15 protein-coding genes are annotated in these 18,972 nt (G+C 65.5%); 5 read left to right on the top strand and 10 right to left on the bottom strand.

Annotated elements, in window-relative coordinates; translation table 11 throughout:
• Window positions 1–54 precede the first annotated feature (54 nt).
• Together dalD and P9239_RS15315 are read right to left on the bottom strand one after the other, a co-directional pair.
• A complete protein-coding gene (gene dalD / locus P9239_RS15320; protein WP_309752304.1) occupies window positions 55–1,452 on the bottom strand; it encodes a D-arabinitol 4-dehydrogenase in 1,398 nt (465 codons plus the stop codon).
• On the bottom strand, window positions 1,449–1,637 hold the full coding sequence (locus P9239_RS15315; protein ID WP_309752302.1) for a hypothetical protein: 189 nt from the start codon (window positions 1,635–1,637) through the stop codon (window positions 1,449–1,451). Before P9239_RS15315 ends, dalD begins: the two co-directional genes overlap by 4 nt.
• A gap of 136 nt (window positions 1,638–1,773) precedes the next feature.
• On the opposite strand from P9239_RS15315, the gene P9239_RS15310 reads away from it, so the two are divergent.
• Complete coding sequence (locus P9239_RS15310; protein ID WP_309752300.1) at window positions 1,774–3,318, top strand: FGGY-family carbohydrate kinase; 1,545 nt, start codon at window positions 1,774–1,776, stop codon at window positions 3,316–3,318.
• Between the two features lie 13 nt (window positions 3,319–3,331).
• On the opposite strand, the gene P9239_RS15305 is transcribed toward P9239_RS15310, so the two are convergent.
• Window positions 3,332–4,159, bottom strand: coding sequence for an EAL domain-containing protein (locus tag P9239_RS15305; protein WP_309752298.1), 828 nt, complete (start codon window positions 4,157–4,159; stop codon window positions 3,332–3,334).
• Between the two features lie 189 nt (window positions 4,160–4,348).
• Between P9239_RS15305 and hmgA the strand changes: the two genes are divergently transcribed.
• The 3 genes from hmgA to P9239_RS15290 all read left to right on the top strand — a co-directional run bounded on the left by hmgA (window position 4,349) and on the right by P9239_RS15290 (window position 8,852).
• Entirely contained in the window at window positions 4,349–5,677 is a 1,329-nt protein-coding gene (hmgA, locus tag P9239_RS15300; RefSeq protein ID WP_309752296.1) for a homogentisate 1,2-dioxygenase, read from the top strand.
• Window positions 5,674–6,960, top strand: a complete 1,287-nt coding sequence (gene fahA, locus P9239_RS15295) for a fumarylacetoacetase (RefSeq protein ID WP_309752293.1) — start codon at window positions 5,674–5,676, stop codon at window positions 6,958–6,960. The genes hmgA and fahA overlap by 4 nt, the downstream gene beginning before the upstream one ends.
• A gap of 407 nt (window positions 6,961–7,367) precedes the next feature.
• Entirely contained in the window at window positions 7,368–8,852 is a 1,485-nt protein-coding gene (locus P9239_RS15290; RefSeq protein WP_309752291.1) for a hypothetical protein, read from the top strand.
• A 16-nt stretch (window positions 8,853–8,868) separates the two neighbouring features.
• Here P9239_RS15290 and P9239_RS15285 read toward each other — a convergent pair whose 3' ends face one another.
• Together P9239_RS15285 and P9239_RS15280 are read right to left on the bottom strand one after the other, a co-directional pair.
• Window positions 8,869–10,032, bottom strand: coding sequence for an MFS transporter (locus tag P9239_RS15285; RefSeq protein ID WP_309752288.1), 1,164 nt, complete (start codon window positions 10,030–10,032; stop codon window positions 8,869–8,871).
• A 19-nt stretch (window positions 10,033–10,051) separates the two neighbouring features.
• Window positions 10,052–11,224, bottom strand: coding sequence for an MFS transporter (locus P9239_RS15280; RefSeq protein WP_309752286.1), 1,173 nt, complete (start codon window positions 11,222–11,224; stop codon window positions 10,052–10,054).
• 281 nt (window positions 11,225–11,505) lie between these two features.
• On the opposite strand from P9239_RS15280, the gene P9239_RS15275 reads away from it, so the two are divergent.
• Window positions 11,506–11,946 (top strand): hypothetical protein, encoded by a 441-nt coding sequence (locus P9239_RS15275; protein ID WP_309752285.1) that lies wholly within the window; start codon window positions 11,506–11,508, stop codon window positions 11,944–11,946.
• 25 nt (window positions 11,947–11,971) lie between these two features.
• On the opposite strand, the gene pdeM is transcribed toward P9239_RS15275, so the two are convergent.
• The 5 genes from pdeM to P9239_RS15250 all read right to left on the bottom strand — a co-directional run bounded on the left by pdeM (window position 11,972) and on the right by P9239_RS15250 (window position 18,969).
• On the bottom strand, window positions 11,972–12,640 hold the full coding sequence (gene pdeM / locus P9239_RS15270) for a ligase-associated DNA damage response endonuclease PdeM (protein ID WP_309752283.1): 669 nt from the start codon (window positions 12,638–12,640) through the stop codon (window positions 11,972–11,974).
• Between the two features lie 13 nt (window positions 12,641–12,653).
• Window positions 12,654–13,256, bottom strand: a complete 603-nt coding sequence (locus tag P9239_RS15265; protein WP_309752280.1) for a hypothetical protein — start codon at window positions 13,254–13,256, stop codon at window positions 12,654–12,656.
• 157 nt (window positions 13,257–13,413) lie between these two features.
• Window positions 13,414–16,140, bottom strand: coding sequence for a ligase-associated DNA damage response DEXH box helicase (locus P9239_RS15260; RefSeq protein ID WP_309752278.1), 2,727 nt, complete (start codon window positions 16,138–16,140; stop codon window positions 13,414–13,416).
• Window positions 16,141–16,255: 115 nt separating this feature from the next.
• Window positions 16,256–17,923 carry an ATP-dependent DNA ligase gene (locus P9239_RS15255; RefSeq protein WP_309752277.1) on the bottom strand — a complete coding sequence of 556 codons (1,668 nt, stop codon included), beginning with the start codon at window positions 17,921–17,923 and terminating at the stop codon, window positions 16,256–16,258.
• The gene (locus P9239_RS15250) at window positions 17,920–18,969 is read right to left on the bottom strand and encodes a ligase-associated DNA damage response exonuclease (protein ID WP_309752275.1); all 1,050 of its coding nucleotides are present in this window, start codon (window positions 18,967–18,969) and stop codon (window positions 17,920–17,922) included. The genes P9239_RS15255 and P9239_RS15250 overlap by 4 nt, the downstream gene beginning before the upstream one ends.
• Window positions 18,970–18,972 lie beyond the last annotated feature (3 nt).

Genomic DNA, 18,972 nt, shown 5'->3' with positions numbered 1-18,972 from the left:
CGCGGCGGCGCGCCATGAGCACAATACCGGAGCGGCAGATGCTTGCGGATAAGGCTACGGACGGTTCGCGAGCCACGCATCGACGCGCGCGATGGCCGCGCGCATCACGCGTTCGAGGCTTTCGCTCTGCGCCATGCTGCCCCAGAGCAGCTTGTCGCCGGTGAATGCCTCGATGGGATCGGCCGCCGTGAAGAAGCCGTGCGCGACGGCTGGGTCCATCACGCCGTCCTGATACGTGTACGGCAGCTTGCCTTCGTGCCAGCGTTCGAGGAAGCGGAAAAAGAGCGCGGGCAGCATGGCCGTCGCGTTCGGATCGATGCCGCGCGCGAAGCATTCCGAGAGCGTCGGCGCGATGAAGCCCGGCAGCTTCGAAAAGCCGTCGGCGGCGACGCGCTGGTTCGTGTCCTTGATATACGGATTGCTGAAGCGGTCGAGCACCACGTCGCGATACTTGGCGAGATCGATCGGGCTCGGCGTGAGGCACGGAATCACGTCTTCGGTGACATAGGCTTCGGCGAGCGCGCGAATCTCCATGTCCTGCGTGCCTTCGTGAATGTATTGCAGGCCGACGAGCGTGCCCGCCCAAGCGATGCAGCTATGACTCGCGTTGAGAATGCGGATCTTCGCCTCTTCATACGGATGCACCGACGAGACCATCTCCGCGCCGACCTTCTCCCACGCCGGACGCCCCGCGCAGAAGTTGTCTTCGATGACCCATTGGATGAACTTCTCGCCCATCACGGGCGCGCGGTCGTCGAAGCCGGTGGCCGCCTTCACGCGCTCGGCGACATCGGGCGTCGGGCGCGGCGTGATGCGATCGACCATTGCGTTCGGGCACGACGTGTTCGCGATCATCCAGTCGCGCAGCGCCGTCTGTCCACGCCGTTGCAGGAATTCGAGCATGCCGGCCTTGAAGCGGTCGCCGTTGCTGCGCAGGTTGTCGCAGTTTTGCAGCGAGACTTTGCCGGCATTGTTGTTCATGCGGGCTTCGAGGATCGCGGCGAGCGCGCCGTAGATGGTCGTCTTAGCGCCGTTGAGGTCGGCGGCGAGATCGGGATTGGCGGTGTCGAGCTTGTCGTGTTCGTCGAGGTAATAGCCGCCTTCGGTCACGGTGAACGAGACGATCTTGCACGCGGGCGCGGCGCCCGTCGCGATCAGCTCGCTCAAGTCCGCCGACCACGGCACGACCTTCTTGATCGAGCGCACGACTTCATACTCGCGCTCGCCTTGCGGCGTGACCGTTTCCAGCGTGTATTCGCCGTTCTGCGCGGCGAGCGCGTCGAGCACGGCGTTCATGTCGCCGCGAATGTTGCCGACGGCGAGCGACCAGTCCGCATCGCCCGATTCGATCAGCTTGTGCAGATACCACGCCTGATGCGCGCGATGAAACGACCCCGCGCCGATATGCAGGATCACGTTCGCACTCGTGCCTTCGCTGGATACGCTGCTCATGTCTTGTCTTCCTCTGATTGGCTGATGCGCCCCTTCTGCGCGGACGGTTCGTGAGCATTTGCTCGATAGGTGGTCGAATGATCGTATTCGCCCGGTCGAAAGTCAAGGCGCGCGGCCGCGGCTTCGTCGCTGCGCTGCGGCGCGATTCCGCGCGTCATGCCATGCGCGCGTGCTTCGCCGGACACGCTGCAACGCACCATCGAATGCCGGCGGACGGATCGGGACATACCCGGATAGCCAACGCGGCTCGCATTGGCGGAAGGTGCATGCGGCTCGAAAGATCGGCGGCACCACGCACAACCATAAACGCGAGACACGGACATGGACTATGTAATCGGCATCGACATCGGCACGCAAAGCACGAAGGCGCTCGTCGTGGATACAGCAGGCGCGATCGTCGCGCAGCATTCGAGCGCCTACCATCCCGATACGCCGAAGCCGCTGTGGGCCGAACAATGGCCGTCCGTCTGGTTCGATGCGGTGACCACATGCATCGCCGGATGCGTCGAAAAGACGAAAGCGCAGGGCATCGACGCGCGGCAGATCAAGGCGCTGTGCGTGAGCAGCCTGTACGGCGGCTCGGGCATTCCGGTGGACGAGCACATGGAGGCGCTTCATCCGTGCCTCATCTGGATGGATCGCCGCGCCACCGCCGAGGTGAACTGGGTGCGCGAGCACGTGGACGTGCCGCGCCTCGAAGCAATCACCGGCAACGGCGTGGACAGCTACTACGGCTTCACAAAGATGCTGTGGCTGCGCGAACATCGGCCCGATGTCTGGGAGAAGACGCGCTATCTGCTGCCGCCCAACGCCTTCGTGATCCAGCGGCTCACGGGCGAGCTTGCCGTCGATCACAGTTCGGCGGGCAATGTCGGCGGTGTGTACGACGTCGGCGCGCGCGCGTGGTCGCACGAAGCACTCGAAATGCTCGGCATTCCCGCGTCGATGATGCCGGAGCGTCTCGTGGAATCGTCGGAGGTCGTCGGCGGGCTTTTGCCGCAATGGGCCGAAAAGCTCGGGCTCGCCGCGAACACGCCGGTCGTCGCGGGCGGCGTCGATGCGGCCGTCGCCACGTTCGCCGCAGGCGTGACGCAAGCGGGCCACCACGTCGCGATGATCGGCACGAGCATGTGCTGGGGCTACGTCAACCAGAGCGTCGATGCGCGGCACGGCCTCGTCTCGATGCCGCACGTCTACAACGGCACGCGCGATCTCTATGTGTTCGGCGGCGCGAGCACAGCGGGCGCGTGCGTGGCGTGGTATCGCGACCAGTTCTGTCAGGCGGAAATCGAGGCCGCGAAAGCCACGCCGCATGGCGACCCGCATCGGCTGCTGGAAGACGCGGCGTCGAAGGTCGCGGCGGGCGCGGACGGCGTCGTGTTCCTGCCGTATCTGATGGGCGAGCGCAGCCCCGTGTGGGACGCGCACGCGAGCGGCACCTTCGTCGGCCTGAATCTCTTTCACACGCGCGCCACGCTGTATCGCGCGGTGCTGGAAGGCGTCGCGTTCGCGCTCCGGCACAACATGGAAGCGGGGCGGCGCGGCGCGCAGTCGCTGGACGACCGGCTGATCGTCGTCGGCGGCGCGGCGCATTCGGATCTATGGATGCAGATCATCGCGGACGTGACCGGCTTTCCGGTCTTGTCGATTGAACAGGAAGTGGAAGCCGCGATGGGCGCGGCGCTGCTCGCGGCGCTCGGCGCGGGGCTGATCTCGCGCGAAACGGCCGAGGGCGGCTGGGTCACGCTCGTCGAGCGCGCGAAGCCCGATGCCGCGCGGCAACGCGTGTACGACGCGCGCTTCGGTGTGTACCTCGACCTTTATCCCGCGCTCAAGGACGCGATGCATCGGCTCCGCGACGCTTGATCTCGAGCGATGTTCACGGCTCGCGCATCTGCGTCGGATGCGCGTCGAATACGGGGCCTTGCACGAAGTGCACATCGAACTGCTGAAGCGCGTCGAACTGCGCTTCGTCGGACACGTTCGAGAAGATGAGCGGAATCTTCAGCCGATGCGCATACGCGACGAGATGCTTCACGACCGAATCGCGCAGCGCGGCGCCCGCATCCATCTTGATGAAATCGAGCCGCGCCATCTCCGACACCGCCATGATCTGCCCGGCATTCGGCAGATTGCCCGCCACCTTGAATCCGTAGCGCTGATAGCTCTTGGTCAGATAGCCGAGAAACGTCTTGTGCGCGACCGCCGCCGCCGGCAGTTCGATCACCACGCGCGCCGGATTCATGCCGAACTTGCGCAGCACCGACGAAAAGACCAAGCCGTGGTCGTATTTCACGCTTTTCAGCAGCCGTTCATGCACGCGCAGAAACAGTAATCCGGGCCGCTGCGGGCCGAAGAAATTGAACGCGTGGAGCGCCCGCGAAAGCCGGTCGAGCGTGACGAGTTCGTTGTCGTCTTCGAAGTGCGCGAACGGATCGCGCGGCATGTCGCCTTCGATCAGCGTCAGCGCCTGCAAGCCCAGTTCGTCCCCGAAGCGTTGCGCGCTTTCCGCCGACGCGGACAGCGTTTGCGGAAAGCTGTGCGTGCCGACATCGAAGATCGGTTCGTAGGCGCTTGCGAGCGTCAGTTCGCCGTATCGCGCGATAGCCTGCCGCGCGTGCTCGTCGCCGCCCAGGACGATATGCGCGCCGAGGAACGGATGTTCCGAGGCGCGGGCGACGAGTTCCGGCAGAGACGGGGAGATCATGAATATGGATTCGGGCGCTGGCCGACCGGACGCTTGTAATGTTCTTGATGGTATCAGTGCACACGGCGGCCGCTTGCACCAAACCGACATATTGATATGCCAGCCGGCGGCATCGAATCAGGGTATACGCGCTATTTCACTAAACGTAATGCGTTTAACATGCCGCAAACCGGTCGAGGAGATCCGACGATGCCGCCGTTCGACACCCACACTGACGCGAGCCGCCACTATCAGTCCGGCTTCGCGAACGACTTCGCCACGGAAGCCTTGCCGGGCGCGCTGCCGCTCGGCCGCAATTCGCCGCAGCGCGCGGCGTACGGCCTCTACACCGAGCAGCTTTCCGGCACCGCGTTCACCGCGCCGCGAGCGCATAACCGCCGCTCGTGGCTGTATCGCATCCGGCCGGCGGCGGTTCACAAGCCGTTCACGCGCATGACCGGGAACGCGCGAATCGTGGCCAATTTCGCCGACGTTCCGCCGACACCGCCGAACCAGTTGCGCTGGGACCCGCTGCCGATGCCCGACGCGCCGACGGATTTCATCGACGGCTGGGTGACGATGGCCGGCAACGGCGCGGCCGAGTCGATGAACGGCTGCGCGATCCATCTGTACGCGGCAAACCGCCCGATGCACGACCGCTTCTTCTACAACGCGGACGGCGAACTGCTCATCGTGCCGCAGCACGGGCGGCTTTCCATTGCGACGGAACTCGGCCGGCTGGATGTCGCGCCGTTCGAGATCGCGGTGATTCCGCGCGGCGTGCGCTTTGCCGTCACGCTGCCGGATGGCGAAGCGCGCGGCTACATTTGCGAGAACTTCGGCGCGCTTCTGCAACTGCCGGATCTCGGACCGATCGGCTCCAACGGCCTCGCGAATCCGCGCGACTTTCTCACGCCGCACGCGGCTTACGAGGACCGCGAGGGCGACTTCGAACTGGTCGCGAAGCTGAACGGCGTGCTGTGGCGCGCGGATATCGGCCATTCGCCGCTCGATGTGGTCGCGTGGCACGGCAACTATGCGCCGTACAAGTACGATCTGCGGCACTTCAACACCATCGGCTCGATCAGCTTCGATCATCCCGATCCCTCCATCTTCCTCGTGCTGCAATCGCCGAGCGACACGCCGGGCGTCGACACCATCGACTTCGTGATTTTTCCGCCGCGCTGGCTCGCCGCTGAAGACACGTTCCGGCCGCCCTGGTTTCATCGCAATGTGGCGAGCGAATTCATGGGCCTCGTGCACGGCGCGTACGACGCGAAGGCGGAAGGCTTCGTGCCGGGCGGCGCGAGCCTGCACAACTGCATGTCCGGACACGGACCGGACGCCGATACGTTCGAGAAGGCATCGGCGAGCGATACGTCGAAGCCCGCGAAAGTCGGCGACACGATGGCCTTCATGTTCGAAACGCGCACGCTCATCAAGCCCACGCAGTTTGCGCTCGAGACCGCGCAGTTGCAGGCGCATTACTTCGAGTGCTGGCAGGGCCTCAGGAGACACTTCGACCCGGAGCAACGATGAACGACGCGCTCAAGGCGACGCTCGCCCCGACGCTCAAAAGCTGGATCGAATCCGCAAACGACCCGGCGTGCAATTTTCCGATCCAGAACCTGCCGTTCGGCGTCTTTAGCGACGCCGTGAACGAGCGCCCGCGCGCAGGCGTCGCCATTGGCGACTGGATCGTGGATCTGGCGGCGCTGGAAGACGCGCGGCTGATCGACGCTGACGGCACATTCAGCGAGCCTCGCCTGAACGCGTTCATCGCGCTGGGCCGCGATGCGTGGCGCGCGGTGCGCATCGCGCTGTCCGGCTTGCTTGCCCGCGATACGCCGACGCTGCGCGACGATGCCGCGCTGCGCCGTCGCGCGCTCGTGCCGCGCGAGACCGCGACGATGCATCTGCCGGTCGAGATTCCCGGCTACACGGACTTCTACTCGTCGAAGGAACACGCGACCAACGTCGGCTCCATGTTTCGTGACCCGAAGAACGCGTTGTCGCCGAACTGGTCCGAAATGCCGATCGGCTACAACGGACGCGCGTCGTCGGTCGTCGTGAGCGGCACGCCGGTGCGCCGGCCCAACGGTCAATTGAAGCTGCCGGACGAGCCGCGCCCGATCTTCAGCGCGTGCCGCAAGCTGGATATCGAACTGGAGACGGGCTTCATCGTCGGACAGGGCAACGCGCTCGGCGAACCGATCGCCTGCGAAGATGCCGAGGCGCACATCTTCGGCATGGTGCTGCTCAACGACTGGAGCGCGCGCGACATTCAGCAATGGGAATACGTGCCGCTCGGACCGTTCAACGCGAAGACCTTCGCCACGACCATCTCGCCGTGGATCGTGACGCTGGATGCGCTGGAACCGTTCCGCACCGCGGCGCCTGCGCAGGAACCGCAGCCGCTCGCCTATCTGCGCCATGCGGGCGATCACGCTTTCGATATTGAGTTGTCGGTGGACTTGCGGCCCGAGGGCGCGGCAGCGGCGACCACCATTTCGCGCACCAACTTCAAGCTGATGTACTGGTCGATGGCGCAGCAGCTTGCGCATCACACGGTCTCGGGCTGCAACACGCGCGTGGGCGACCTGATGGGCTCGGGCACGATCAGCGGACCGACGCCCGATTCGTGCGGCAGCCTTCTGGAAGCGACGCGGAATGGCCAGCGGCCTCTGCGACTGGAAGGCGGCGGCGAGCGCGCATTCCTTCACGACGGCGATGAGATCACGCTGCACGGCTGGTGTCAGGGCGACGGTTATCGCGTGGGTTTTGGCGAGTGCGTCGGCACGATAATCCCAGCTTATCGATAAAAATAGCGTAAGCAGTAAGCGTCGATTTCCGTTTCGCAGCGACGGCGTTTTATTTATTGAAAGAGCCGGCCGCGACGTGCGCCGATTCGTTCTTGAAAAGGCGCGAGCCATATCCAACAATAAAGCCATCTCCACAGCCGGGCGTTAGTCCCGGCTGCGTCATATTCATGTCACGCCGTTTATCGCGGACGCGCGATGCGGTCACCGGGAATTCGCTTATTTATTCGTAGTGTCGTGCGTAGTCAGGCTTCATCCGATCAATTAAGAAAGGAAAAAAGATGATATTCGACCGCATGAGAAAGGCGATGATAACCGCTGTGGCTTTCGTCGGAACTGCGCTTATACCTGTGACTGGGATTGCCGGAAACCCCGCGCCGAATCCATATTTATCCGCGCCAAAAGGCGCCATGACGCATTTCGATCCCGCGCAAACCGATGCTTTTTCGCAAGCGGTACCTGCGGGCACACGAACCGCTTATGGACCGCTCGGCGTCACGCCGCAGGCATCGAATGGATTTTTGAATTTCGTCACGCTGAGTTCGACGTCGCCTGATTATGTCTGGGCCGTGTCGGGCACCGGCGTGTCGTATCTCAAAGTGGCAAACGATGCCGTCACGCAAATGGGCGCAACGCTCGTTTTTCCCGGAGCCGTTGTCGTTGCGCAGAATCTGTTGACGGCCGTGCTGACCCAGCCTTTCACTACCGTTGAGCAAGTGCAGGCCGCGCTACAATCGCTCGGGCTTCTGACTGCGGGCCAATCTCTTGGCCCGGCCTATAGCCTCGTGGATGCGGACAATGTGCTGTATTCCGGCGCGGTGAACAGCATCGTGGCAGTCGGCCTTGTCTCGCCGGACGCGCCCGCGTTGGGCGTCCGCATCTTGCGCTCGATGCCGTCTTCCGCGTTCGTTCAATCGGGCGAGTCCATTACGGGGCTCTCGTTGACCTATGACGGCAAACTCGTCGTGCAGGGCACGCGCTCGGTTTCTGTCGTGGATCGCAATTTCAATTCGACGGCGCAGACGCTCCGCTTCGGCAGCGACGAAACCATCTCTAATTCGCTCGCCATCGACGAAAACAACGGTATTTATATCGTTAGCGACAAGAAAATGCACAAGGTCGTATGGACCGGCAGTGTCTTGTCGAATGCGGCTGCGGATGGCGCCTGGGAATCGCCGTATCCGACAGGCGACACGTATCCCACGCTATTCGGTTCAGGCTCCGGTTCGACGCCCACGCTCATGGGATTCGGCAGCGATCCGGACAAACTCGTCGTTATCACGGACGGCCTGAAGCGCATGAGTCTCGTCGCGTTCTGGCGAGATGCCATTCCTTCGGGATTCACCAACCGGATCGCGGGGCTTATTCCGGTGACAGCAGGCTTGCCGCCCGATACGCAATATATTCAGTCGGACCAATCCGTCACGGTGGATGGATATGGCGCTTTCGTTGTTAATAACGTAGGTCCAGGCGGACTTCGAGACACGATTGGAACCATTATTCCTGATGCGCTCGCACGCGGGCCTATTCTCGATTCGCCACTGGGCGTCGAGCGATTCGAATGGAATCCGTCGACGCATGGCTGGGCATCGGTCTGGGCGCGCGGCGATATTTCGTCCAATACGATGGTCCCGGGAAAGAGCATCGCGTCCAATACGGTTTTTGTCAGCGGTTATTACCGGACCAACAATAGCGGATGGGAAGTCACCGGACTCGACTGGAATACAGGGCAGACGGTGCATCGCACGATTCTCGGCACGAGCATTTACGGCAACGGAACGTATGCGCCGATTCAGTTTCTGCCCGACGGCGATCTCTTCTTCAACGGCGTTCTCGGCTTCATCCGGATTCAGTTGCCGAGCGGGCAGGTTTATCCGGCCGGTTTGCCGCTGTGATGGCCGCGGACGCGCATCAATCGGCGGGCGCAGTCTCGCGCTTTTCCCACGCCGCCGCCGCGACGAACGCGAGCGCGGCACTGAACAGCACGCCGATCAGCGCATCCGCGCCCACGCGCCGCATCAGTGTACCGGCGACGACCGGCCCGCCGAAACTCGCGACGCTCCACGAGGCGCCGATGATCGCCGTCGCCGACACGAGCGCCGGGCCGCGAAAGCGTTCGCCGCACGCGACGATCGAGAGCGTATAGACGCTGCCCGCCGCCGCGCCGATGACGAAGAGCAGCGGCCAGCAGAGCCACGGAATCGCGACGGCCCACGGCAGCGCCGGCAGCAGCGCGACGACCACGACGCCCGCGCCCATATGCACCTTCGCGCGCCCGATGCGGTCCGCGAGCCAGCCGATCGGGAACTGCATGGCTGTGTCGCCGAGCAGTATCGCCGAGGCGAACAGCACGCCGGTGTTCGCGCTCACGCCATGCGATATCGCGAAGAGCGGCAAGAGGGAAAGCGCGAGCGTGTCGAAGAGCGCGAAGAAGCCCGTGCCGATCACGAGCGCGGGCATGCGTGGCAGCACGCGCCGCCAGTCCGCATGATCGCCGTGCTCGGCGCTTTCCGCGCCCAGCGCGTGCGGCGGCACGCGGATCGACGCGAGCGCGGGCAACGCGAGCAGAAAGATCGCGCCGCAAATCGCGAAGCGCGACGAAAACCAGCCGCCCGTCACGCTCACGAGCACCGGCCCCGCCATCTGGAACAGCGTGAAATGCGTCGCGTAAAGGGCGACGACGCGGCCGCGCGTCGAATGGTCCGCGAGCGCGGCGACCCACGCCTCGCCGATGGTGAAGAGCAGCATCAGCGCCGCGCCGCACACCAGACGCAGCGCGGCCCAGAGCCACAAGTCGATGGAAAACTGCATCGAAATGGTCGCGAGCGCGGCGGCCACGACCGCGCCCATGATCGTGCCGCGTGCGCCGTATCGCGACGCGATGCGGCTTGCGAACGGCGCGATCACGAGTCCGCCGCCGGCCTGCATCGCCGTCATGATGCCGACGACGTCCGAGCCGTGTCCCGCCTGCGTCAGCGCAAGCGCGGTGAGCGGCAGCGTCGCGCCGAGACCTAAGCCCACTACCGCGACGCTCGATATCAGCGCGAAGAAGTCGCGCGAGAGCACGCCTCTCATCGACCGCGCGCGCCCGAACTCAGGCGGCCTGCCCGATGGCGAGACGGCGGGCGCGCTTGTCGAGCGTGGCGGAGAGCAGCGTCAGCCCGAACGCGCCGCACGCCATCGCGACGCCGACCCACGGCAGCGAGGTCAGCGGCGCGCCGGCGCTGATCGCGCAGCCGCCGAGCCACGCGCCCGTTGCGTTGCCGAGATTGAACGCGCCCTGATTGAGCGTCGAGGCGAGATTCGGCGCATCGCTCGCGCGGTTCACGATGAGGATTTGCAGCGGCGGCACGATGGCGAACGCAAGCACGCCCCACAGGAAGATGGTGATCATCGCGGAGATGGGCTGGTGCATCGTCGCGGCAAAGACGGTGAGAATCACGACGATCGACAGAAGAAACGACAGCAGCGAGCGCAGCAGCTTCCAGTCCGCGAGCTTGCCGCCGAGGGTGCTGCCCACCGTCAGCCCGAGACCGAAGAGCAGCAGCACATACGTGACCGCGTGCGGCGAAACGCCCGTCACGTCTTCGAGGATCGGCGTGATATACGTGAACACCGAAAAGAGACTCGCCGAAGCCAGCACGCTGATGCCGAGCACCATCAGCACTTGCGGGTTCTTGAGCACGTTGAATTCGCGCAGGATGCTGGTTTCGCGCATTTCGATGTGCTTCGGCAGGCAGACCGCGAGCGCGCCCGCCGCCGCGATGCCGATGAGCGTCACGACCCAGAAGGTCGCGCGCCAGCCGGCCGCCTGACCGAGCGCGGTGCCGAGCGGCACGCCGAGCACGTTGGCTAGCGTCAAGCCGGTGAACATCAGCGCAATGGCTTGCGCGCGACGGTTCGGCGCGACGAGATCGGCGGCGACAACCGAGCCTATGCCGAAAAACGCGCCGTGGCAGAACGCCGTGACGATGCGCGCGCCCATCAGCACCCAGTAGTTCGGCGCGAGCGCGCACAGCAGATTGCCGACGATGAACACGCCGATCAGGCCCATGAGCGCCTTCTTGCGCGGCATCTTCGCGGTGACGATGGCGAGAATCGGCGCGCCGATGGTCACGCCGAGCGCATAGCCCGAGACGAGCATACCGGCGGCGGGAATCGACACGGCGAGATCGCGTGCGACGTTGGGCAAGAGGCCCATGATGACGAATTCGGTCGTGCCGATGCCGAACGCGGCAATTGCAAGAGCGAGGAGAGGCAAGGGCATGGCAAAAGGCAGGGAGAAATGGCGCGTCGGCAGGAAATTGCGACGCAGGGAAGTCTCGAATTCTACCGAAAGGTGATTTTTGGTGCTGGTAGAAACCCTGAGATTCGGCCGCACCGACAATGCCGGATTACGAGCGGTTACTTTTATGATCGGCCCGCGCGGCGCAGGATTCTGCATGTTTCGAGGTTAGCGGCGCCGCTCACGTTCTGCATTCTTGCCCGGCCCACGCACATCGTTGCGCGGCACGGGTGTTGGAAAATCACAGCACTTACTGAACAAATATGTCGCCATTGAAAACCTGCCTGCGCGCGGCCATCGCCTGCGCGGTACTGCTCATCACGCACGCTCATGCCCAGAGCGATGCCGCCGGTCCCGTCGCGACGAACGCGGGCACCGTCTATTTCCTGCGTGACGAGTCCGGCTTCGCCGCGATGCTCGGCACGCAGGCGTTCGATCGTTTCGACGCGCGCCGCCTCGCCCATTTCGACGAAGCGGGCAGCAACGGCGCGATCACCCGCACGCTGATGCAGACGGACACCGGCCCGGTGCTCTACGACTTTCGCCGCACGCCGCCGCTGGTTCAGCGCGCGGGCAAGCGCATGACCGTGCAGCGCGTGTTCTGGCAAGGCGACGAAGTGGTCATGCAGACCACGGCAGGCTGGTACAAGCTGGAGCGCGGGGCGCTCACGAAGCTGCAATCATCGACGAAGACGTATCACTGAGCCACGCGCTTGCGTGGTTAAGCGCTTAGGTCCGCACGCCGAACACGCGCTCGCCCGCGACGACGTACACGGCTTCGTTCGCGCGGCGCACGGCGTCGTTCACTTCGAAGCCGCCGGTGAACGCGCCGAACGCCGGCAGCACGCCCGCGCGCCGGCCGAACCGGAAGCACGGCAGCCGCACGCTGTCGATGCGCGTTGCAAGCCGATACACCGGATGTTCGTGTCCGGCGAGCGCGTAGCCGTCGTCCACGTTTTGCGGGTGATGGCACAGCGCCCACGGTCCCAGCCGATACGGTTCCTGCACCAGCTCCACGCCGAAGCGCGACGGCAGTTCGCCCGCGTGCCGGTCGTGATTGCCTTCGACGAGCACCAGCCGCATCGCGCGATGCGACGTGCGCCAGGCATCGAGCGCGGCGAGGGTTTCATCGGCGTGGGATTCGCGCGCGTGCAGCAAGTCGCCGAGAAAGACGATCGACTCGGGGCGATGCGTCGCGATCAAGGCATCGAGGCGCGTCAGATTGTCGGCTGTCGCGCCCGCCGGCACGGGAATGCCGCGCGCGCGGAACACGGCGTCCTTGCCGAAATGCGCATCGGCGATAAACAGGCTCTTTTCGAGCGGATCGAATGCGGCGCGCTCGGCTGAGAGCAGCAGGGCGCGGCCGCATACGTCGATTGTCAGGGCTTCTACTGCCATCGTCCTCGTAGGTTCAAGAGCCGGAATTGAACGGCAAGTCGGGTGCGGCGCGCAGCGTGTCGCCGAGCAGCTTGCCCATTGCCGTGCCGCATTCCTGCGCCCGGCGTGCGGACAGGAAACACGCGTCGCCTTCGGCGTGCATGTCGTAGATCGGGATGGTCTTGATGCTTATGCCGGACGGCTTTCCGCCGATGGCCGGGAATCGCGTGATCGACACATCGGCGACTTGGAGCACCCAAGTGTAGCGGACGGGCATCCCATTCACCGACGAGCTTGCCGCTGGCGCGATAGTGATGAGATGGCTCGGGCTCATCGCGACGAGCGTCGTGGCCGCCGGACGGTTCGCCGTCGTTGCGGTGAGATCGAGAAGCTCCGTGCGGACAGGCGCGAGCCGGTCCTGCACGGCTTTGGTCATTCCGTTCGTGTATGCATGGATTTCGTCGGTCAGCGTCGGATCGCTTAGGGCTTTGCTGTCCAGGACCACGAGCACCTTTGTCGCGGGCGTCATCGCGGACTCTTTGAGTGCGTGTTGATCCAGCAAGCGCGGGTCGCTGGCGCAGGCGGCGGTTGCGAAAGCGGTGAGCGCGAGGGCGAGCGTGCGTATTGTTCTTTTCATGTGGGACGAAGCGTGGTCGGAGTGCGGATTAGCGGCTGGAATGCCGGCGGACGGCCGAAGCGGCGAGCGCGATAGCGTAAAGGCTGAAGCCGCCACACGTCCTTCGAAGGAGTTCGAAACGTCTCGACTCGGCTGTGCGCGAATGCCCCGCGATGCTTCAGCTTTGCGCCGCCTTCTCCAACTCCGCCAGCATCCGCTCGACGCGATCCGCGAGCTTCTCCGTGCTCACCTTCTCCCGCAGCCGTCCGACGATCAGCGGAAACGCGAACGGCGTCGGCTTCTTCGGGTGCGTGAGCGCGAGGCGGCTTTCGCTCATGCGCACGAGCGCGTGGCGCAAGCGGCTCAGTTCGAGTTCCTGCAGCATCACTTCCTGATCGGCTTGCGTGAGCAGCAGATTGCCGCTGTCGTGCTTGCGAAAGACTTCGTAGAAGAGGCCGCTCGACGCCTGCAATTGCCGCGCGCTTTTCTGCTGCCCCGGATGGCCCTGATAGATGAGCCCCGACACCCGCGCGATCTCTCGAAAGCGCCGCGCCGAGAGTTCCGATGCGTTCAGGCTCGCGAGAATGTCGTGCTCCAGATTGTCGGGCGAAAAGAGTCCTTCCGCGATAAGCGTTTCCCAGTCGAACGGACGCGCCGAGAGCAGCTCGAAGCCGTAGTCGTTCATCGAGATGGAGAACGTGCTCGGTTGATCGCGCGCCACACGCCAGCCGATCAGCGATCCCAGCCCGATATGCGCCATGCGCCCCGCGAACGGATAGCAGAAGAAGTGATGCCCCTCGCGCGATCGCACCGTCTCCACCACTAGCACGCCCGGTCCCGGCAGCGCGGACCACTTCGCCTGCAAGTCGAGCAGCGGCTTGACGGCCTGCATCTCCGGCTCGTCGTAGATGCCGTCGTTCGCGCGGGCGAGCATCACGAGCGCGGCTTCCGCCAGTTCGGAGGAGAGCGGCATCTTGCTGCCCGCCCACTGCGGCATCGCGCCGCGCGAGGACGTCGCGCGCTTCACGTAAGCGGTCATGTCGCGCACGCGCACGAGTTCCAGCGCGCGTCCGCCGAAGGTGAAGACGTCGCCGGGCTTCAGGCGCGAGATGAACGATTCCTCCATCGCGCCGATGCGCCCGCCCGTCATATACGCGACGTTGATCGTGGCATTCGCGACGATGGTGCCGACATTGTTCCGATGCCGCCGCACGAGGTCTTCGCGCGGCACGCGATACACGCCGTCATCGCCCAGCACGACGCGGTGATAGTCCGGATACGCCGCCAGCGACGCGCCGCCGCGCTCGACGAATGCAAGCGCCCAGTCGAATTCGGCTTGGCCCAGATCGCGATACGCGTAAGCGGTGCGCACTTCGTCGAACATCTCGGCGGCCTTGAACCCGCCGCCGATCGCCACCGTGACGAGATGCTGCACGAGCACGTCGAGCGGCTTGAGCGGCATGTCGCGCCCTTCGATGCGATGCTCGCCGATGGCCCAGCGCGCCGCTGCCGCTTCGACGAGTTCAAGCGCATGCGTCGGCACGATCGTCACGCGCGACACGCGGCCCGGCGCGTGGCCCGAGCGTCCGGCACGCTGCATCAGACGCGCGACGCCCTTGGGCGAGCCGATCTGGAACACGCGATCCACCGGCAGAAAATCGACGCCGAGATCGAGGCTCGACGTGCAGACGACCGCCTTAAGCTGCCCGTTCTTGAGCCCGAGCTCGACCCAGTCGCGGACTTCCTTATCGAGCGAGCCGTGATGCAGCGCGATGAGTCCCGCCCAGTCCGGCCGCAGATCCAGCAGCGCGCGATACCAGATCTCCGACTGCGAGCGCGTGTTGGTGAAGACGAGCGAGCTTTGCGCGTGCTCGATTTCGTCGGCGACCGGCCCGACCTGCCGCACGCCGAGATGCCCGCCCCACGGAAAGCGTTCGATGGTCTCGGGAATCAGCGTATCCACGACGAGCGTCTTGGGCTGCGCGCCCTGCACGACGACGCGCGGCGTCTTTACCGGATGCAGCAGCGCGTCGTGAGCGAGGGCGAGATTGCCGAGCGTCGCGGACAAGCCCCAGATTTGCAGATCGGCACGCCAGTGCGCGAGGCGCGCGAGCGCCAGTTGCGTCTGCGTGCCGCGCTTGTTGCCGAGCAGTTCGTGCCATTCGTCGATCACGACGAGCCGCACGTGCGCCAGTTCTTCGCGGGCGTTCGCGCGGGTGAGCATCAGCGTGAGGCTTTCGGGCGTCGTGACGAGCGCGGACGGCATGCGGCGGTTCTGCCGCGCTCGTTCCGTCGATGATGTGTCGCCCGTGCGAAGTCCGACGGTCCACGGCACCGACAGTGCGGTCACTGCGGTCTGCAGCGCGCGAGCGGTGTCGGCGGCGAGCGCGCGCATCGGCGTGATCCACAGCACGGTGAGCGGGGCGGGGAGCGGCGTCTTTGCGATGTCGGCGATGTCGGCGGTCGAGTCCGTGGCCTGCGTTTCCTGGCGGCGCTTGCGGTTTGCCTTCGCCTTCGCCTTCGGCGGGCCGGCGAAGGCGGTCAATGCGCCGAGCCAGATTGCCCATGTCTTGCCCGCGCCGGTGGTCGCATGCAAGAGGCCGCTCGCGCCGCGTCCGACCTCGCGCCACACGTCGCGCTGAAACGGAAACGGTTGCCAGCCGCGGGCATCGAACCAGTGGACGATGCGTTCGTCCATCGGCTTGGCGGCTTCTATCGCGTCATACACGAAGGGCGCGGGGCGGAAGAGTTCGGCGGCGGCGTCCAGCTTGGCTTGCGCGGCCTGCGTGCGCGGCACGCGGCGGGGGCGCGGGGCGCGGCGTTTGGCGCGGGTTGGTGTGTCGGGCGAAGGCGCGTCGTCGTAATGGGTTTCGCGGTTTTCCCCGACTTGGTCTTCGCGATTCATGCGGCCGCCTCGCTTGTGGGATTGAAGCGTCCGCCAATGCGAACCCCGCCGCCCAATGCCGTCGCGCGCGCCAGCCTTCCGCGCTTCGCCGACTCGTCGCGTAATCCGCGCGCCCTCATGCCATTGCCTCGTTCAAAAAGCCCTTGAGCATGTCGAGCGTGTCCGCGTCGTCAATGCTCTTGTCCGTCCGCCAGCGCAACATGCGCGGAAAGCGCACGGCGATGCCCGACTTGTGACGCGGGCTCGCCTGAATGCCCTCGAAGCCGATCTCGAAGACGAGCGTCGGCGTGAGGCTGCGCACCGGCCCGAACTTTTCGACGGTCGTCTTGCGCACGATGGCATCGACCTGGCGCATTTCCTCGTCGGTCAGGCCCGAGTAGGCTTTCGCGAACGGCACCAGCGTGCGCACGCCGTCCGCTTCGTCCCAGACCGCGAACGTGAAATCCGTGTAGAGGCTCGCGCGCCGGCCGTGGCCCGGCTGCGCGTAGAGCAGCACGGCATCGACGGAATACGGGTCGATCTTCCACTTCCACCACGTGCCGGACGCCTTCGTGCGGCCGACGCCGTACATCGACGCGCGCTCCTTCAGCATCAAGCCTTCGACGCCGCGCGCCCGGCTCTCGTCGCGCAACGCGGCGAGCGCATCCCAGTCCGAAGCTTCGACGACCGGCGACACGCGCAACAGATCGACCGCGAGCGTCGAAGAAAGCGTGTGCGCGAGCGCATCGAGCTTCGCGCGGCGCGCGTGCAGCGGTTCGGTGCGCAGGTCGCGTCCATCGGCTTCGAGCAGATCGTAGGCGAGCAGCGCGGCGGGAGAATCGGCGAGCACTTTCTTCGTCAGCGACTTGCGCGTGATGCGTGGCTGAAGGCGCGCGAACGGCAGCGGCATGTTTGCGCCCGGTTCCCACGCGAGTATTTCGCCGTCGATCACCGTGCCGTCCGGCAGCGCGGCGCCCAGCGATGCGAGTTCGGGAAAGCGCTCGGTCAGCAGATCCTCGCCGCGCGACCAGATCCACACGCGGCCGCTGCGCTTCACGAGTTGCGCGCGAATGCCGTCCCACTTCCACTCGGCGATCCAGTCGGCGGGCGCGCCGAGCGTCGCCGGATCGGCCTGCAACGGATGCGCAAGAAAGAACGGATACGGCAAGCCGATGTCGCTCTCATGCGGCGTGTCGATGTCGTCGCCTTCGGCCGCCGGCGCGATGAGCCGAAGGTAGCGCGCGGCGCTCGGCGCCTGCCGCGAATCGGTCCATCCGACCATGCGTTGCGCGATGCGCTTGTGATCGACGCCCGCCACCTGCGCGAGCGCGCGCACGACGAGTTGCCGCGCCACGCCCACGCGAAAGCCGCCGCCGATGAGCTTGGTCAGCAGGAATCGCTCGCTCCAGTTGAGTTCGTCCCAATAGCCGATCATGCGCTCGCGCAACTCCGCCGGATTCGCGCCGCGCAGCGTCAGCACGCGGTCTTCGATCCATTGCGCGAGACCCAGCTCCGATTCGCGTTGCGGCGGCGGCAGCACATGCGCGATGGTTTCCGCCAGATCGCCAACGGCCTGATACGACTCCTCGAAGAGCCATTCCGGCAAGCCCGCGCGCTCGCGCGCGAATTCGATCAAGAGCCGCGTGGGCACCGACTGGCGCGGCTTGCCGCCGGCCAGAAAATACGACGCCCACGCGGCATCTTCCGGTTCCGCGCCGGAGAAATACGCGATCAACGCCTCGAGCTTCTCGTTGGTCGATGTGGTCGCGTCGAGCGCGGCATAGAGCGTCGCGAAGCGTCTCATTGCGGCGGCGTCTCCGTGGTGGTGTCGGCAGCGGTGTCGGCTTCGATCGCGTCGTCGCCGTATTCGGTTTTGAACGCGCCCGCGTCGAGTCCTTGTTCGCACAGCCAGCGCACCATCGGCTCGATCTGGCCGTGCGTGACGATCACGCGTTCCGCGCCCGTCGCGCCGATGGCCGTTTGCAGGCCGGGCCAGTCCGCGTGATCCGACAGCACGAAACCGCGGTCCACGCCCTTGCGCCGCCGCGTGCCGCGCAGGCGCATCCAGCCGGAGGCGAAGGCATCGCTGTAATCGCCGAAACGGCGCATCCATGTGCTGCCCTGCGCGGACGGCGGCGCGACGATCAGCGCGCCCTGAAACGCCGCCTTGTCGCGCGCGGCGATCTCGCTTACGAGCCGCGTCTCCGGCAGCGCGACGCCCGACTCACGGTACGCGCGATTGAGCGGCTCAACCGCGCCGTGACAGAAGATCGGGCCGATGCCCGCGTCGATGCCCGCGAGCAGCCGCTGCGCCTTGCCGAACGAATAGCAGAAGAGCACCGACGCGCGTCCTTCTGCCGCGTTGTGCCGCCACCATGAGTCGATGCCTTCGAACACGGCGCGCGACGGTTCCCATCGGTAGATCGGCAGGCCGAAGGTCGATTCGGTGATGAAGGTATCGCAGCGAACCGGCTCGAACGGCGCGCAGGTCGGATCGGGCTCCACCTTGTAATCGCCGGATGCGACCCACACGCGCCCGCCATGCTCGACGCGCACTTGCGCCGAACCGAGCACGTGGCCCGCCGGATGCAGCGACACGCGAACGCCGTTCACGTCGATGCGCTCGCCGTAAGCCAGCCCCTGCACGTCGATGCCCGGCAGCCGCGAGAGCAGCACGCCGCGTCCCGCTTCGGCCGTGAGATAGCGCGCGTGGCCGAAGCGCGCGTGATCGGCGTGGGCGTGCGTGATGACCGCGCGCTCCACGGGCCGCCACGGATCGATATAGAAGTTGCCCGGCGGACAGAAGAGGCCCTCGGGACGCGCGACGATGAGATCGGCGGAATGGTTCACGGG

This window comes from Caballeronia sp. LZ062 (genome assembly GCF_031450785.1).
Classification (GTDB): domain Bacteria; phylum Pseudomonadota; class Gammaproteobacteria; order Burkholderiales; family Burkholderiaceae; genus Caballeronia.
The sequence above is the reverse complement of the archived record's forward strand: the minus strand, read 5'-3'. Positions and strand labels throughout refer to the sequence as shown.

Excerpts from the sequence above, each read along its gene's own strand:
- dalD (WP_309752304.1), bottom strand. The coding sequence starts at position 1,452 with ATGAGCAGCGTATCCAGCGAAGGCACGAGTGCGAACGTGATCCTGCAT.
- P9239_RS15310 (WP_309752300.1), top strand. The coding sequence starts at position 1,774 with ATGGACTATGTAATCGGCATCGACATCGGCACGCAAAGCACGAAGGCG.
- P9239_RS15305 (WP_309752298.1), bottom strand. The coding sequence starts at position 4,159 with ATGATCTCCCCGTCTCTGCCGGAACTCGTCGCCCGCGCCTCGGAACAT.
- hmgA (WP_309752296.1), top strand. The coding sequence starts at position 4,349 with ATGCCGCCGTTCGACACCCACACTGACGCGAGCCGCCACTATCAGTCC.
- fahA (WP_309752293.1), top strand. The coding sequence starts at position 5,674 with ATGAACGACGCGCTCAAGGCGACGCTCGCCCCGACGCTCAAAAGCTGG.
- P9239_RS15290 (WP_309752291.1), top strand. The coding sequence starts at position 7,368 with ATGACGCATTTCGATCCCGCGCAAACCGATGCTTTTTCGCAAGCGGTA.
- P9239_RS15285 (WP_309752288.1), bottom strand. The coding sequence starts at position 10,032 with ATGAGAGGCGTGCTCTCGCGCGACTTCTTCGCGCTGATATCGAGCGTC.
- P9239_RS15280 (WP_309752286.1), bottom strand. The coding sequence starts at position 11,224 with ATGCCCTTGCCTCTCCTCGCTCTTGCAATTGCCGCGTTCGGCATCGGC.
- P9239_RS15275 (WP_309752285.1), top strand. The coding sequence starts at position 11,506 with ATGTCGCCATTGAAAACCTGCCTGCGCGCGGCCATCGCCTGCGCGGTA.
- pdeM (WP_309752283.1), bottom strand. The coding sequence starts at position 12,640 with ATGGCAGTAGAAGCCCTGACAATCGACGTATGCGGCCGCGCCCTGCTG.
- P9239_RS15265 (WP_309752280.1), bottom strand. The coding sequence starts at position 13,256 with ATGAAAAGAACAATACGCACGCTCGCCCTCGCGCTCACCGCTTTCGCA.
- P9239_RS15260 (WP_309752278.1), bottom strand. The coding sequence starts at position 16,140 with ATGAATCGCGAAGACCAAGTCGGGGAAAACCGCGAAACCCATTACGAC.
- P9239_RS15255 (WP_309752277.1), bottom strand. The coding sequence starts at position 17,923 with ATGAGACGCTTCGCGACGCTCTATGCCGCGCTCGACGCGACCACATCG.